At 74.4% G+C, this 14,626-nt stretch carries 14 protein-coding genes and 1 pseudogene; 4 read left to right on the top strand and 11 right to left on the bottom strand.

The genetic code is table 11. The features are described 5' to 3' along the window. The 3 genes and pseudogenes from ACFYT9_RS26540 to ACFYT9_RS26530 form a co-directional block, all read left to right on the top strand. Positions 1-201: pseudogene (locus tag ACFYT9_RS26540) on the top strand (ABC transporter ATP-binding protein); the annotation flags it as partial. Between the two features lie 15 nt (positions 202-216). After that, positions 217-1,797 (top strand): amidohydrolase, encoded by a 1,581-nt coding sequence (locus ACFYT9_RS26535; RefSeq protein ID WP_389167934.1) that lies wholly within the window; start codon positions 217-219, stop codon positions 1,795-1,797. Beyond that, entirely contained in the window at positions 1,794-2,024 is a 231-nt protein-coding gene (locus ACFYT9_RS26530) for a hypothetical protein (RefSeq protein ID WP_376605946.1), read from the top strand. The genes ACFYT9_RS26535 and ACFYT9_RS26530 overlap by 4 nt, the downstream gene beginning before the upstream one ends. Before the next feature lie 128 nt (positions 2,025-2,152). On the opposite strand, the gene ACFYT9_RS26525 is transcribed toward ACFYT9_RS26530, so the two are convergent. The 11 genes from ACFYT9_RS26525 to ACFYT9_RS26475 all read right to left on the bottom strand — a co-directional run bounded on the left by ACFYT9_RS26525 (position 2,153) and on the right by ACFYT9_RS26475 (position 13,279). Further along, the gene (locus tag ACFYT9_RS26525) at positions 2,153-3,364 is read right to left on the bottom strand and encodes an acetylornithine transaminase (protein ID WP_389167906.1); all 1,212 of its coding nucleotides are present in this window, start codon (positions 3,362-3,364) and stop codon (positions 2,153-2,155) included. After that, the gene (argB, locus tag ACFYT9_RS26520; RefSeq protein WP_389167905.1) at positions 3,361-4,287 is read right to left on the bottom strand and encodes an acetylglutamate kinase; all 927 of its coding nucleotides are present in this window, start codon (positions 4,285-4,287) and stop codon (positions 3,361-3,363) included. Before argB ends, ACFYT9_RS26525 begins: the two co-directional genes overlap by 4 nt. 17 nt (positions 4,288-4,304) lie before the next feature. Beyond that, entirely contained in the window at positions 4,305-5,456 is a 1,152-nt protein-coding gene (gene argJ, locus ACFYT9_RS26515; protein WP_389167903.1) for a bifunctional glutamate N-acetyltransferase/amino-acid acetyltransferase ArgJ, read from the bottom strand. Between the two features lie 91 nt (positions 5,457-5,547). Beyond that, positions 5,548-6,585 (bottom strand): N-acetyl-gamma-glutamyl-phosphate reductase, encoded by a 1,038-nt coding sequence (argC, locus tag ACFYT9_RS26510; protein WP_387278797.1) that lies wholly within the window; start codon positions 6,583-6,585, stop codon positions 5,548-5,550. A gap of 50 nt (positions 6,586-6,635) precedes the next feature. Then, positions 6,636-7,292, bottom strand: a complete 657-nt coding sequence (locus ACFYT9_RS26505; protein ID WP_376603213.1) for an isochorismatase family protein — start codon at positions 7,290-7,292, stop codon at positions 6,636-6,638. A gap of 137 nt (positions 7,293-7,429) precedes the next feature. Beyond that, complete coding sequence (locus tag ACFYT9_RS26500; protein ID WP_376603214.1) at positions 7,430-8,143, bottom strand: DUF2470 domain-containing protein; 714 nt, start codon at positions 8,141-8,143, stop codon at positions 7,430-7,432. Positions 8,144-8,334: 191 nt separating this feature from the next. Next, a complete protein-coding gene (locus tag ACFYT9_RS26495; RefSeq protein WP_389167900.1) occupies positions 8,335-9,036 on the bottom strand; it encodes a DUF2470 domain-containing protein in 702 nt (233 codons plus the stop codon). 250 nt (positions 9,037-9,286) lie between these two features. Then, the gene (locus tag ACFYT9_RS26490) at positions 9,287-10,123 is read right to left on the bottom strand and encodes a ketose-bisphosphate aldolase (protein ID WP_389167896.1); all 837 of its coding nucleotides are present in this window, start codon (positions 10,121-10,123) and stop codon (positions 9,287-9,289) included. 110 nt (positions 10,124-10,233) lie between these two features. Next, positions 10,234-11,184, bottom strand: coding sequence for an SIS domain-containing protein (locus ACFYT9_RS26485; RefSeq protein ID WP_389167894.1), 951 nt, complete (start codon positions 11,182-11,184; stop codon positions 10,234-10,236). 143 nt (positions 11,185-11,327) lie between these two features. Further along, a complete protein-coding gene (locus ACFYT9_RS26480) occupies positions 11,328-12,266 on the bottom strand; it encodes a 1-phosphofructokinase family hexose kinase (RefSeq protein ID WP_389167891.1) in 939 nt (312 codons plus the stop codon). After that, positions 12,263-13,279, bottom strand: a complete 1,017-nt coding sequence (locus ACFYT9_RS26475; RefSeq protein ID WP_389167888.1) for an ROK family protein — start codon at positions 13,277-13,279, stop codon at positions 12,263-12,265. Before ACFYT9_RS26475 ends, ACFYT9_RS26480 begins: the two co-directional genes overlap by 4 nt. 243 nt (positions 13,280-13,522) lie before the next feature. Here ACFYT9_RS26475 and ACFYT9_RS26470 point away from each other — a divergent pair, with 243 nt between their 5' ends. Further along, complete coding sequence (locus ACFYT9_RS26470) at positions 13,523-14,323, top strand: DeoR/GlpR family DNA-binding transcription regulator (RefSeq protein ID WP_389167886.1); 801 nt, start codon at positions 13,523-13,525, stop codon at positions 14,321-14,323. The last annotated feature ends 303 nt before the right edge of the window (positions 14,324-14,626 follow it).

The raw sequence follows: 14,626 nt of genomic DNA, 5'->3' as shown, positions 1-14,626 counted from the left end.
ACCATCGCCGCCGAAGGCGCCCCCGCCGACGTCATGACCGCCGCACTCGTCGAAGACGTCTTCGGCCTCGCCTGCCGCATCATCGACGACCCCGAAACCGGCACCCCCCTCATGATCCCCGCCGCACCCAAAAGGTTCGCGCCCGAGGACGGTGAGGGGCGCGGCCGGTCGTCCGAAGCCGTGATGGCCGAACCCCGTTAGGACGGACAGCCCATGATGCTCTGTACGAGGCTGACGAACGCGAACATCATCACCATGGACCCGGACCATCCGGTCGCCCACGACCTGGGCATCTGGAGCGGCCGCGTCGTCGGTGTGGACGAGGCCGTGACCTCGCTGCCCGCGCGGGAGGTCATCGACCTCCAAGGAGCCACCGTGCTGCCGGGGTTCATCGACAGCCACGTACACCTCTCGTGGGCGGGCCTGAAGGCGCGCACCCCCAGCATCGCCGGGCTCACCCGCGTCGAGGACGTCCTGCGGGCCGTGGAGGACGCGGTCTCGCGCGGGGGCCCGCCCGGCGCCTGGGTCAGCATCGGCGGATACGACCAGCGGGCCCTCGGCCGGCACCTGACCGCCGGCGAACTGGACCGGGTCGGCCACGGCCGCCGGATCTTCCTCATGCACGACTCCGGCCACGCCTGCGTCGTCAACACCGCGGTGCTCGACCTGCTCCCGGGCGACGTCCCCCACGAGGACGGCCTCCTGGTGGAGGGCGCCATGGGTGCCGTACGGAAGCTGCGGCTGCCGTACTCCCAGGCCGAGCTCGCCGACGCCATCGAGCACGCGGGCCGCGCCTGCCTCGCGGAGGGCATCACGGCCTGCGCCGAGGCCGGCATCGGCGGCGGGCTGCTCGGGCACAGCGCCGTCGAGCTCGGCGCGTACCAGCTCCTGCGCGACGAGGGCCGGCTGCCCCTGCGGGTCCAGCTCATGCCCGGCGGCGACACCCTCAAGCCGTCCCGCGCCCACGCGCACGACGGCATACCGCGGGCGCTCGACCTCGGGCTGCGCACCGGCTTCGGCGACGACTGGCTCTCCGTCGGCGCGCTCAAGATCTACACCGACGGCGGCATGATGGCCCGGACCGCCGCCCTCACCGAGCCGTACGAGGGGATGGAGCACACCGGTCAGCTCCAGGACGACCCCGAGCGGCTCACCGACCTCATCGTCGACGGCCACCTCGGCGGCTGGCAGCTCGCCGTGCACGCCATCGGCGACCGCGCGGCCGACCTCGCCCTCGACGCCCTGGAACAGGCGCAGAAGGCACGTCCCCGCCCCGACGCCCGTCACCGCATCGAGCACGCCGGGCTGATCCGTCCCGACCAGCTCCCGCGCTTCGCCCGGCTCGGCGTCAGCGCCGTGGTCCAGCCCAACTTCCTGCGCTACTTCGGCGACGACTACGCCACGATCATGGGGGAGCGCCGGGCGCCCTGGATGTACCGGGGTCGCGGCTTCCTCGACCACGGGGTGACCCTCGTCGGCAGCTCCGACCGGCCCGTCACGGACGGCTCCCCGCTGCGCGCGATCCAGTTCATGGTCGAGCGCGCCTCCGTCTCCGGCCGGCCGATCGGGCCGGACGAGGCCATCACCGTGGACGAGGCGCTGCACGCCTACACCGTCGCCGGCGCGTACGCCTGTCGCTGGGACGACACCGCGGGCGTCCTCGCCCCGGGGAGGCGCGCCGACCTCGTGGTGCTGGGTGACGATCCGCGGCGCGTCGACCCCTCCCGGATCGGTGGGATCGAGGTCGTGTCGACCTTCGTCGACGGACGCGAGACGACGGGGGAGGCCAAGCCGTGAGCGACCGCGGAAACGTTCCGGAGCGCTTCGCCGCTCTGTGGGAGACCCCCACCGCTCCGCCGCGCTGGGTCATCTGGCACACCGGCGCGGACGAGACCATGGTCTTCGACCGCCACGCCAACCTCCCGGTCGACGTCGACGACCGGCTCCTCCCGGAAGTCCTGCGCCGCATGCGGACGGCGGGCGCCCCGGAGACCGACGACTACCCGGGCGGCCCCTGCGGGTAGCACCCGCGGGGACCCCCGGCCCCATGCCGACGGCCCCTCACCGGACGATCTCTTCCGTCCGGTGAGGGGCCGCGTGGTCGTCCGCGCGGGGTCGGCCGTGGGACACGGCCCGCCCCGCGCGACCGGTGTCAGATGTCGCCGTCCGCCGAGGCGTCGAGGATCCGGGGCAGGGCCGAGAGCAGGGCGTCGGCCTGCTCCTCCTCCAGGGTCAGGGCGGGGGCCAGCCGGACGACGGCGGGGCCCGCCGCGTTCACCAGGAACCCGGCGGCCTGCGCCGCTCGCCGGCACCGCTCGGCGACCGGCTCCGCGAGGACGACGCCCAGGAGCAGCCCCGCCCCCCGCACCTCACGGACCAGGGGATGCCCCAGTGCCTCGATGCCGTGCCGCAGCCGGGCCCCGACCCGGGCGACCCGGGGGAGGAGCCCTTCCTTCTCGATGGTGTCCAGGACGGCGAGCCCGGCCGCGCAGGCCAGGGGATTGCCGCCGAAGGTGGAGCCGTGCTGACCGGGGGTCAGCAGGCCGGCGGCCGGGCCGAAGGCGACCGCGACGCCGATCGGCAGCCCGCCGCCGAGGCCCTTGGCCAGCACGACCACGTCCGGGTCCACCGCGGGGTCCGCCTGATGCGCGAACCAGCGGCCGGTCCGTCCGATGCCGGTCTGCACCTCGTCGAGGACGAGGAGACTGCCCGTGGCACGGGTGATCTCGCGGGCGGCCCGCAGATAGCCCTCGGGCGCCGGGAGGACCCCGCCCTCGCCCTGGACCGGTTCGAGCACCAGGGCCGCCGTCCGCTCCGTGACGGCCGCGCGGAGCGCCGCCACGTCACCGAAGGGGACGTGGGTCACCTCGCCCGGCAGCGGCAGGAAGGGGGCGCGCTTGGCCGGCTGGCCGGTGAGCGCGAGCGCCCCCATGGTGCGCCCGTGGAATCCGCCCTCGGCCGCGACCAGATGGGGACGCCCCGTCCTGCGGGCGATCTTGAAGGCGGCCTCGACCGCCTCGGTCCCCGAGTTCGCGAAGAACACCCTCCCCCCGCGGTCCGGCCCGCCGCCCAGCAGCTCCAGGAGCCGCTCCGCGAGCGCGACGGGCGGCTCGGAGACGAACAGGTTCGACACGTGCCCGAGCCGGGCGGCCTGGTCGTGGACGGCCGCGACGAACGCCGGATGGGCGTGCCCGAGGGCGTTGACGGCGATCCCGCCGGTGAAGTCGGTGTACGCGCGCCCGGACTCGTCCCACACCGTGCTGCCCTCGCCCCTGACGAGGGCCAGCGGGGGAGTGCCGTAGGTGTCCATCAGGGCCGCGCGCCACCGGTCGGCGAGCGGCGGCGTCGTGGTGTCGGGGGTCATGCGCGGTCCTCCTCGGAGCGGGGCCCGGCCGGCCCTGTCGTCTCGTCCGGCACGACCGTCGTGCCGGGGGCGTTCTCGGACGTGATGCCGTGGAGGAGCGCGTGCGGCACCCGGCCGTCGATGACCTGCGCCCTGCCCACGCCCGCCCGTACGGCCCGCAGGCAGCCCTCCATCTTCGGGAGCATGCCGCTCGCGAGGCCCGGCAGCAGCCCGGCCAGCTCGGCGGCGGTCAGCCGCCCGATGACCTCGGTGCTGTGCGGCCAGTCCGCGTACAGCCCCTGGACGTCGGTGAGCACCACGAGCCGGTCGGCGCCCAGGGCGATCGCGAGCGCCGAGGCCGCGAGATCGGCGTTGACGTTGTAGATCTGGCGGTCGTCGCCGCGCGCGACCGGGGAGACGACCGGGATGCGGCCCTGATGCAGTAAGGCCCTCACGGTGTCCGGGGCCACGGACACGACCTCGCCCACCAGACCGATGTCCACGAGGCGTCCGTCGACCTCGGCCCGGCGCCGCACGGCGGTGAGCGTGTGCGCGTCCTCGCCCGACATGCCCACGGCGAGCGGGCCGTGGGCGTTGATCACGCCGACGAGCTCGCGCTGGATGCGGCCCGTCAGGACCATCCGGACGACGTCCATGGTCTCCGGCGTCGTCACCCGCAGCCCCGCCTCGAAGCGGGACTCCAGGCCGAGCCGGTCGAGCATGGCGCTGATCTGGGGGCCGCCCCCGTGCACCACGACCGGCCGCAGACCGGCCCGCCACAGCTCCACGACATCGCGGGCGAACGCCTCCAGGAGCGATCCGTCCACCATGGCGTTGCCGCCGAACTTGACGACGACCGTGCGGCCCCTGAGCTCCTCGCGCCAGGACGGCGCCGCGGTCGGAGGCGCGGCCTGCGCGACCGGGCGGGCGACTGTCGTACCCATCTGTGTCCCCCTCCCGCTCACGAGCTGTAGGCGCTGTTCTCGTGGACGTACTCGGCCGTGAGGTCGTTGGTCCAGACGACCGCCGACGCTTCACCGGCGCGCAGGTCGACCGTGACGGTGATCCGGCGTCCGGAGAGGACCGCCTTCTCGCGGGGCTCGCCCGCCGCGCCGTCCCGGCACACCCAGACGCCGTTGATCGCCACGTCCAGCCGGTCGGGGTCGAAGACGGCGTCCGTCGTGCCGATCGCCGAGAGCACCCGGCCCCAGTTGGGGTCCTCCCCGTGCAGCGCGCACTTGAGGAGGTTGTTCCGGGCGATAGAGCGGCCGACGGTGACGGCGTCGTCCTCGGTGGCGGCGCCGACCACCTCGATCTCGATCTCCTTCGACGCCCCTTCGGCGTCCGCGACGAGCTGCCGCGCCAGGTCGGCGCAGACGGCGTGCACGGCCTCGGCGAACTCACCCGGGTCCGGGACCTCGCCCGAGGCGCCCGAGGCGAGCAGCAGGACGGTGTCGTTGGTGGACATGCAGCCGTCCGAGTCCACCCGGTCGAAGGTGGTGCGTACGGCGGAGCGCAGCGCGGAGTCGAGCAGCGCGTCGTCCGCGTCGGCGTCCGTGGTGAGGACGACGAGCATGGTGGCGAGTCCGGGTGCGAGCATGCCCGCGCCCTTCGCCATGCCGCCGACCGTCCATCCGGACCGCGCGACGGCGGCGGTCTTGTGCACCGAGTCCGTCGTCATGATGGCCCGGGCGGCCGCCCCGCCGCCGAGCGGCGACAGCGCGTCCGCCGCGGTGGCTATGCCGGCCTCGACGCGGTCCATGGGCAGCCGGACGCCGATCAGGCCGGTGGAGCAGACGGCGACCTCGTCCGGGCCCACGCCCACCGCGTCCGCCGTACGCTCCGCCATGGTCCTGGTGTCGAGCGCGCCCGCCTCGCCGGTGCAGGCGTTGGCCCCACCGGAGTTGAGGACGACGGCGGAGACCCGCCGGTCGGCGAGGACGCGCCGGGACCAGCGGACCGGCGCCGCCTGTACGCGGTTGGAGGTGAACACTCCGGCGGCGGCGCGGGACGGTCCCCGGTTCACCACCAGGGCGAGATCGGGGGCGGCGGACTCCTTGATCCCGGCGGCCACGCCGCTCGCGAGGAACCCCTGGGCAGCGGTGACGGTCACAGTGCCTCTCCGTTCGCTTCTGTGCCCGCGTGGTGCGGGGTCCTTGGCCTCGTCGTCGTCCCCCGCCTCTCGGACGGGGGGAGGTGTCCGTTCACGGGGCCACTCCGTCCGTGGGCAGGCCCAGGTGCTCCGGCAGGCCGAGGGCGACGTTCATGCACTGCACCGCGCCGCCGGCCGTGCCCTTGGTCAGGTTGTCGATCGCGCTCACACAGATCAGGCGGCGCGCCTCCGGGTCCACGGCCACCTGGAGCTGGGCGGTGTTGGAGCCGAGGACCGAGGCGGTGGAGGGCCAGCGTCCGGGCGGGAGCACGCGGACGAACGGCTCGTCGGCGTAGACCGCCTCGTAGACGGCGCGCACCTCCTCCTCGCTCGGGTGGGCGGCGCCGGGCCGGAGCCGGGCCGAGCAGGTGGCGAGGATGCCGCGCGGCATGGGGGCGAGCGTGGGCGTGAAGGACACGGTCACGTGCTCGCCGGCCACCAGCGAGAGGTTCTGGGTGAGTTCGGGGGTGTGCCGGTGGCCGCCGCCGACCCCGTACGGCGTCATCGACCCCATCACCTCGGCGCCGAGCAGATGGGGGCGGAGCGCCCGCCCGGCGCCCGAGGTGCCGCTGGCCGCGACGATCACGGCCTCGGGTTCCACCAGGCGGTGCGTGAAGGCGGGGAGCAGTGCCAGGGTGACGGCGGTGGGGAAGCAGCCGGGGACGGCGACGCGGGTGGCGCCCTTGAGTTCGTCGCGGGCGCCCGGGAGTTCGGGGAGTCCGTACGGCCAGGTGCCCGCGTGCGCGGAGCCGTAGAACCGCTGCCAGGCGGCCGGATCGCGCAGGCGGAAGTCGGCGCCGCAGTCGATGACGAGGGTGCCGGGCGTCAACTCGGCCGCCAGGGCGCTTGATTGTCCGTGCGGCAGGGCGAGGAAGACCACGTCGTGCCCGGAGAGGTGCTCCGCCGTGGTGTCCTTCAGCACCCGGTCGGCGAGGCTGTTCGCTTGCGGGTGTGCTTCCCCGAGTGTCCGGCCCGCGCTGCTGTGCGCGGTGACGGTGCCGATCTCCACCTCGGGGTGCGAGCTGAGCAGACGCAGGATCTCTCCGCCGGCGTAGCCACTGGCTCCGGCCACCGCGACCCGTAGGGCCATGTTCGTCCGTCTCCTGTTGTCGAAATGCGGTTGGAAGGGGGGATGTGTCGTCAGGCGTCGCGCGGGACACGGCCGAGCAGCAGGTCGCGCAGGAGGGCGTCGGTCGTACAGACCACGCCGCTGCGCGCGGCCCAGCGCAGGGCCATGGCGTGCTCCTCGGCGGAGAAGTCCGCCACGGCGTCGGCGACGACGAAGGGCTGGATGTCGTTCATGAAGGCGTCCGCCGCGGTCAGCAGGACGCCGAGGTGGGCGTAGACGCCGCAGACGACGAGCTGGTCGCGGCCCTCCTCGCGGAGCACGCGGCCGAGGTGGCTGCGGAGGAAGGCGTTGGGGCGCAGGTTGGGCAGCACGTGCTCGCCGGTGCGGGGGACGAGCGGCGCGACGAAGGCGGACTCCTCGGGGTCGTCCCCGATGCCGGGACCCCACACGTCGGCCACGAGGCCGCGCCGGCCCGGTGACTGGCCGGCGGGTTCGGCCGTGAAGACGACCGGCATGCCGAGCGTGCCCGCGAGCTCCCGCAGCGCGGCGATGTTCTCGACCAGTTCCACGACCGGCGAGCGGCCCGCGGGGAAGGCCCGGACGAAGTGGTGCTGCATGTCGTGGACGAGCAGCGCGGCCCGGGCGGGGTCGACGGTCCAGGAGGCGCACGAGTGGGGGAGGGCGGCCCGGTCCGGCATGGGATAGGACTCGATGACAGGCAAGCCCATGAAGGGTCCCTCCCCGGCGAACCGGCTCGTGATCGAGCCTGCGGAACTGAACTGAACTGAACTGAACTGAACTGGTCTGGGTGGCAGGCGCACGGGCGGTGCGCCGGCCGGCGAGCGGACGAGGCGGAGCGGTCCGGTCAGGGGTGGGAGCGCGTACGGGAGTGCTGGTGGCACGGACACGGCTCCGAGAGCAACTGCATGATCCGCTCGCCCGCCTCCGTGGCGTTTCGGGCCGGCGCGGGGAAGAGCAGACGGAGGTCGCAGTGGCCGCCCGGGTACTCGCAGCGCAGCGTGATCGAGCGGCTGTCCAGGGCGTACGGCAGCGCCCGGGCGACGACGGGGGGAACCCGGTGCCCGGCCAGGTCGAGGAGCTGACGCGTCGTGTCGCCGTGCGCGTCCACGAGATGCGTCAGCAGACCGGCCTCCTCGACGGCGAGAGGGTCGGCCTCCGCCCGGGCCAGCTCCCCGGGCGCGACGTCCACCGTCCCCGACGGGGTGCCCAGCCGGACGTGGGTGGCCTCCAGGCGCAGATCGCCGCCGTCCGCCGCGGCGAGGCGGCCGACGACGGTCACCCTCGCCCGGACGCGGCTGCGGACCGGGGTCGGGGCGATGTCGGTGAACTCCAGCACGGCCGCCTGGCCGGCGACGGGCGCCTCGGCGGGGTGGAGCGGCGAAGTGCCGTCCTGGAGCCGGAGGATGACCGTTCCGTCGGGGCCGACGGCGTGCATGCCGATCAGGTCGTACTCCTGCCCGGCGGTCCTGAGGGACAGCGAGACCGCGCGCGCCAGGACGGTGCGCACGTGCTCCGCCGCGTTCGGCCCGGTGGGGACGACGGTGCCATGCGTGCTCAACGGGACTCCCTGCGGACAAGACGGATCGGTGGGACCTCGGCCCGCCGGCCCGTGACGAGCCGACGAATTGAGGTAAGGCTAACCTTAGTTTGTGTCCGTGAGCTGCCTAGCGGCTGAGGTGTGACGTGACGTACATCACATCACCGTCAAGGCGTGCGCCACGACGGGCCGTTCGCCCCGCTGACGCGCAGTCAGGCGAACAGGCGGGAGTGGGACGCGCGGCGCGCCGTCGTCAGCAGCGCGCGGATGCGGGGGCCGACCTGGTCGACGTCCGCGAGCGGCGTGGGGAACGGCAGCCGCACGTCGTGCTGGCCGGCCTCGCGTTCGAGGCGGAGGGTGATGCCGTAGCGGTCGATCGCGAGCGGCAGGGCGCGCACGAGATCGCGCTTGAGCCCCGAGGAGGCGAGGCGGAGCAGCCGGGTGACCAGATCGGGGTGGTCGGCGACGAGGTGGTGGAGCATCGCCGCCTCGCACCCCGCGAGGGGATCCGGGTCCGCCGCCGTCAACTGGCTCAGGGGGACGTAGGTGCGCCCCTCGGCGTCCTCCAGGACCGCCTGCCCGAGGAACATGCACGTGCTCGCGCTCGACTCCGCGCCGTAGGCGGAGGCGACGAGCCCGGTGAGGGTCACACGGGCGCGCACGCGGTCGCGCACGGGCGTGGGTGCGATGTCGGTGAGCTCGACGCGGAGGGGGATGCGCGGAGCCCCGTCCCGCTCCAGGTCGCCGGTGGGCTCGTGGAGGTGGATGCGGCCCATCGCGGGCGTGCCGTCGACGGTGTGGACCTCGTGCCGGTGGCCGTCGGTCACCACGGTCATGGAGCGGGCCACCGTGATGATCGACCGCATCCGCTCGGCAGGGGTCGGCCGCGTGTCACGGGCAGTGCGAAGCCGCATGGGTGCTCCAGGGGAGTGGGGGCGAGTACCAACTTAGGTAAGCCTAACTTAACCTACGCGCCGGAGGTGAGGGGACCGGAGAATCCGGTGCGACGCGCTCACCCCGACGCCGGCGCCGCGCCCCGGGAACCGCCGTACGCCCTGCCGTTCCGGCCGCTGTCCCCTCTCTCCCCGACCGCCCCGGTCGGATGGGAGCCGGTACGACGCGGGGCCCGGCCGCAGGTGCGGCCGGGCCCTCGTGGGGTCTCCGTCAGGGTCCGGCGAGTACGCCGAGGAGCCGGGCGACCTCGGCGGCCACCGCCTCGCGGGCCGGCCCGAGGTATCTGCGGGGGTCGGCGACGCCCGGGGTCTCCGCCAGCCGTTCCCGGATCGTGCGGGTGAAGAGCCGGTTCAGGTGCGTGGAGATGTTCACCTTCGTCATGCCGGCGGCGACGGCCTTCACCAGGTCCTCGTCGCCGACGCCCGAGGAGCCGTGCAGGACGAGGGGTATGGCGAGGGTGTTCCGGAGGCGGGTGATGAGATCCAGGTCGAGGACCGCGTCGCGGGTGAGCATGGCGTGCGAGCTGCCCACGGCGACGGCCAGCGCGTCGACGGCCGTCGCGGCGGCGAAGGCGCGGGCCTCCTCGGGGTCCGTGCGGACGCCGGGGGCGTGGGCGCCGTCCTTGCCGCCGACCTCGCCGAGTTCGGCCTCGACCCAGACGTCGGCGCGGTGGCAGTGGTCGGTGATCATGCGGGTGGCGGCCACGTTGGCCCCGTACGGGAGCCGGGACGCGTCGAACATCACCGAGCTGAAGCCGAGCGCGACGGCCTCGTGGACGAGTTCGGCCGACTCGGCGTGGTCCAGATGCACGGCGACGGGCACGGAGGCGGTGCCGGCGAGGGACAGCGACGCGGCCGCGATCGGGGCGAGCGCGCCGTGGTAGCGGACGGTGTTCTCGCTGATCTGCAGGACGACGGGGAGCCCGGCCCGTTCGGCTCCGGCGACGATGGCCTCGGCGTGCTCGATCTGCACGACGTTGAAGGCGCCGACGCCGCGGTTGCCGGCGGACGCGGGACCGATGATGTCATCGGTGGGGACGAGGGGCATGAGGGTTCTCCACAGAGCGGTGGGGCGCCGTCCCGTGGACGGCGTCGTCCGCGGCGGGTGCCGGCACAGTCGCCGCCGGTACCCGCCGGCCAGGGGGTTGAGCGCCGCGCTTACGCGGGGGAGTCCTGGAGGATGACGGAGCGCGTCAGGTTCCTGGGCGTGTCCGGGTTCTGACCGCTCGCCAGGGCGAGGTGGACGGCCAGCCGCTGGGCGATGACCAGATCGGCGAGGGGGTCGAGGGCGTCGTCCGTGTCGCCGGAGGCGGAGACGAAGTGGCCGCCGACCCGGGCGACGTCGTCGGCGAGCCCCTGCGGCGCGGTGCCGAAGAGCCAGGCGACGCGCCCGGGGCGGGTGATGCTGATGGGCCCGTGCCGGTACTCCATGGCGGGGTACGCCTCGGTCCACGCGCCCGCCGCCTCACGCATCTTCAGGGCGGCCTCCTGGGCGAGTCCGTAGGTCCAGCCGGTGCCGAGGAAGGTGAACTGGCCGGCGCCGGTCAGCTCCGGACCGAGGGGGAGGTCGAGGGCCCGCCGGGCGTCCCGTACCGCCCGCTCGACCGGACCGACCCCCGGGGGCGGGGTGCCCTCCGCCTCCAGGTGGGCGCGGAGCAGGACCAGCACCGTGGTGGCGAACCGCGTCTGGACCACCGACTCCTCGTCGGCGAAGTCGAGCACCACCACCGCGTCGGCGGCGGTCATCACGGGGGTGTCCGGGTCCGCGGTGATCGCGCTCGTGGGCACCGTTCCCCGCACCCGGCCCAGCAGGTCGAGGACCTCGGTGGTCGTGCCGGACCGGCTGATGGCGAGGATCCGGTCGTAACGGCGCCCGTGCGGGAACTCGGAGGCGGCGAAGGCGTCGGTCTCGCCGTGGCCGGCCGCCTCCCGCAGCTGCGCGTAGGCGTGGGCCATGAACCAGGACGTGCCGCAGCCCACCACGGCCACGCGCTCGCCACGCCGCGGCAGCGCGGCGGCGTGGCCGGAGACGGCGTCGACCGTCCGCCGCCAGACCGCCGGCTGGGAGTCGATCTCGATGGACGTGCGGGAGGTTTCGGAGGTGGTCACGCGGGTTCCTTCTTCTCAAGGGCCCTCGACGGAGGAGCTGATGCTGTCCCATGCTGTGCTACGCGCATCAGTGAAGTCAAGAGTTGATTGAAATAGCTGCGCTTCGAGCATTAATGAGCAAGGGAAGGGTGAGGGGTCCTCGGTCAGGGGCGGCTCCGAACCGTCGGGGACAGGCTCTCGACCCGCACCTGCCGCCGGAAGCGCTCGTACACTCCCGCGTCGACGTCCCCCGCCACCGGGCACGGCACCGCCGCCGCCGACACGGCCACGGCCTCCCGCAGGGTGTCGGCCCAAGGGGTGCCGGCCGCCAGACCCGCCGCCAGCGCCGCCACACAGGCGTCGCCCGCCCCGGTGGGGTTGCCCGAGAGCCGCTCGGGGGGAACCGCCGCCCAGGCCCCTTCGGCCGTGAGGGCGTGCAGTCCCTCGGGCCCGGCGGACGCGACCACCGCGCGGGCGCCCAGGGCGCGCACCGCCGCGGCGGCGCTGGGCAGGTCCGGTCGGCCCGTGGCCGCGGCGAGCTCGTCCGCGTTGGGCTTGACGACATCGGGGCCCGCTGCCAGGGCGCGCGTCAGCGCCGGCCCGCTGGTGTCGAGCACGGTGGCCGCCCCGGCCTCCGCCGCCGCGCGGATCAGCTGTGCGTAGGCGTCGCCGGGCAGGCCCGGCGGGACGCTGCCGCTCAGCACGACCACGCGCACGCCGGGGAGGAGCGTCGCGTAGTGGTGGCGGAAGGCGGTCCACTCGGCCGCGGTGACCCTCGGCCCCTGCCCGTTGAAGACGGTGGCGTCGCCGTCCTCGCGGGAGACGACGGCGAGGGTGCGCCGCGACTCACCGGCCACCTCGGCGAACTCGTCGCGGATCCCGGCGGCGCGGAGCCCGTCCCGGATCAGGCGGCCGGTAGGTCCGCCGGCGAGGCCGGTGGCGATCGGGGCGTGTCCGAGGAAGGAGAGCACGCGGGCCACGTTGACCCCCTTGCCGCCCGCGCGTTCGCGTGCGGCCTCGACGCGGTGCGAGGAGCGGGGCGTCAGGCGTTCGACGTGCCAGGTGACGTCCAGGGCGGCGTTGAGCGTGACGGTGAGGATCATGACACCACCGCTCCGGCCGGTGCGGCGGGAGCGGTGAACCCGGCCGCCTCCCAGGCGAGGAGGCCCGCGCCGAGGCAGCCGGCCCGGTCCCCGAGCGCGGCCCGCAGCAGGACCGGGTGGTGCTGGAAGGTCAGGCGTGCGGCGAGCGCGGCCTCCACCGGATCGAGCAGGAGCCGCCCGGCCTCGGCGAGCCCGCCCCCGACCACCACCGTCCGGGGCGCGAAGAGGGAGACGGCGGTCGCCAGCGCGCACGCCAGGGCCTCGGCCGCCCGGTTCCACACCGCCCGGGCCACGGGGTCGCCCCGCTCCGTCAGGGCCGCGACGTCGGCCGCGCCCGCCACCCGCCGTCCGGTGCGGGCGGTGTAGGCGGCCGCGACGGCGGACGCGGAGGCCACCGTCTCCAGGCACCCCCTTCCGCCGCACGCGCACGGTTCACCGCCGGGCTCGACGACGACATGGCCGAGCTCTCCGGCGTACCCGCCGGCCCGGACCGGCCTGCCGTCGCTGACGACGGCGGCGGCGATGCCGGTGCCGATCGCCACGAAGAGGGTGTCGCGGGCGCCTCGCGCGGCCCCGAGGACCCCCTCGGCCGCCCCCCCGGCGCGTACGTCGTGGCCCAGCGTCACGGACTGCCCGGTGCGTTCCCGCAGGAGCGCAGCCAGGGGCAGGTCGCGCCAGCCGAGGTTGGCCGACCACACGGCCCGCTGGAGGTCGTCGTCGACGATCCCGGGGACCACGACCCCGGTGTGACGCAGGGGGAGGCCGAGCTCCGCCGCGGTCCGGCCGAGCTCCTCCAGGGCGTCGGCGACGGCGTCGACCACGGCCCCGTGCCCCTCGGCGCGGGGGGTCGGCCGGCGCACCGAGCCGAGCGGCCGCATCCCGGAGTCGAAGACGGCCCCCTTCATGCCGGTGCCGCCCACGTCGAGCCCGAGGACGCACCCCCGGTCGTCCAGCGCGCGGGAGCGGGGCCCGGCGGAGTGCGCCGGGGGTGAGGGGCGGGTACTTCGGGTCATGACACTCTCACCCTCGTATGCGTGATTCTGCGTGTTTACCGCTCATATTGAGCTTGTCAGAACAGTAAGGCTGATCGAAGTATCGGCGGGGGTGGCCCCGGAGTCCAGAGGCCGAGGCGCGTGGAAGCCGTCGGTGGACGGGGAACCGGCGGCCCGCCGGTGTGCGCGGACCGCGCGGTTACGATCGATTTCGCGCATCCCGTGAGGGAGCGAACGAGTCCGGGACCCAGAAGGATGTGGCACGTGTCCAAGCAGGAGCGATGGAGCAGGCTGCTGGAGCTGCTCGCGGCCGACGGCAAGCTCGACGTGGAGGAGGCCGCCGTCGCGGTCGCCGTGTCGCCCGCCACCATCCGGCGCGACCTCGACGAGCTGGCCGAGCAGAAGCTCCTGGTCCGGACGCGCGGCGGGGCGATGGCGCACGGCGTCTCGTACGAGCTTCCGCTGCGCTACAAGTCCTCGCGGCGCACGTCGGAGAAGCAGCGGATCGCGACGGCGGTGGTCGAGCTCCTGGCGGAGGGGGACGTCGTCGGGCTCAACGGCGGCACCACCACGACGGAGGTGGCCCGCGCGCTGGCACTGCGCGCGGGCAACGGCGCGGGGGAGCGGCACGAGGCCCGCACGGGTCCGCAGTACACCGTGGTGACCAACGCGCTCAACATCGCCGGCGAGCTGGCGGTGCGCCCGCAGTTCAAGATCGTCGTCACCGGGGGAGTGGCCCGGCCGCAGACGTACGAGCTGGTGGGCCCGCTCACCGAGGGGGTGCTGAACCAGGTGGTGCTCGACATCGCGGTCCTCGGTGTCGACGGCGTGGATCCGCAGCTCGGAGTGATGACCCGGCACGAGGACGAGGCCGGCATCAGCCGGCTCTTCGCCGAGCGGGCCCGGAAGGTCGTCCTCGCGACGGACTCGACCAAGGTGGGCCAGCGGGCGTTCGCCCGCATCTGCGGTCTCGACCGCGTCGACGTGCTCGTCACCGACGCGGGCCTGGCCCCCGACATGGCCGCGCGCTTCGCCGAGGCGGGGATCGAGGTCGTCACCGTCTGACCCTTCCGTCGAGCGGCCCTTCCCCCGGCCGGCCGCCCGCCCGCTCCGCCCACGTGCCCGCCTCCCGTCACCGACGGGAGGCGGGCACGCGGCTTTTCCGCCGCGGGATTCTCCGGATGCCCCCCCGAGGGGCCGATGCCTGCGCCCCCGAGAGGCCGACGCCGGACCCCCGAGGGGCCGATGTCCGGGCTCCCGGGGTTCGCATCTTTCAGGTAACGACCCTTGTGTCCGACTCTTCGTGTTGTCTACTTTGCCCACAGCGCATGCTCGTAACTGCGTGAAACTCGCAAAGAACATTCAGAT

This window comes from Streptomyces sp. NPDC004435, assembly GCF_042873895.1.
In the GTDB taxonomy this organism is placed as follows: Bacteria; Actinomycetota; Actinomycetes; order Streptomycetales; family Streptomycetaceae; genus Streptomyces.
This window is presented reverse-complemented; position numbering and strand designations above follow the sequence as displayed.

Bases quoted from the DNA above. Each gene is read 5' to 3' on its own strand.
- ACFYT9_RS26535 (WP_389167934.1), top strand. From the start codon at position 217: ATGCTCTGTACGAGGCTGACGAACGCGAACATCATCACCATGGACCCG.
- ACFYT9_RS26525 (WP_389167906.1), bottom strand. From the start codon at position 3,364: ATGACCCCCGACACCACGACGCCGCCGCTCGCCGACCGGTGGCGCGCG.
- argB (WP_389167905.1), bottom strand. From the start codon at position 4,287: ATGGGTACGACAGTCGCCCGCCCGGTCGCGCAGGCCGCGCCTCCGACC.
- argC (WP_387278797.1), bottom strand. From the start codon at position 6,585: ATGGCCCTACGGGTCGCGGTGGCCGGAGCCAGTGGCTACGCCGGCGGA.
- ACFYT9_RS26505 (WP_376603213.1), bottom strand. From the start codon at position 7,292: ATGGGCTTGCCTGTCATCGAGTCCTATCCCATGCCGGACCGGGCCGCC.
- ACFYT9_RS26495 (WP_389167900.1), bottom strand. From the start codon at position 9,036: ATGCGGCTTCGCACTGCCCGTGACACGCGGCCGACCCCTGCCGAGCGG.
- ACFYT9_RS26490 (WP_389167896.1), bottom strand. From the start codon at position 10,123: ATGCCCCTCGTCCCCACCGATGACATCATCGGTCCCGCGTCCGCCGGC.
- ACFYT9_RS26480 (WP_389167891.1), bottom strand. From the start codon at position 12,266: ATGATCCTCACCGTCACGCTCAACGCCGCCCTGGACGTCACCTGGCAC.
- ACFYT9_RS26475 (WP_389167888.1), bottom strand. From the start codon at position 13,279: ATGACCCGAAGTACCCGCCCCTCACCCCCGGCGCACTCCGCCGGGCCC.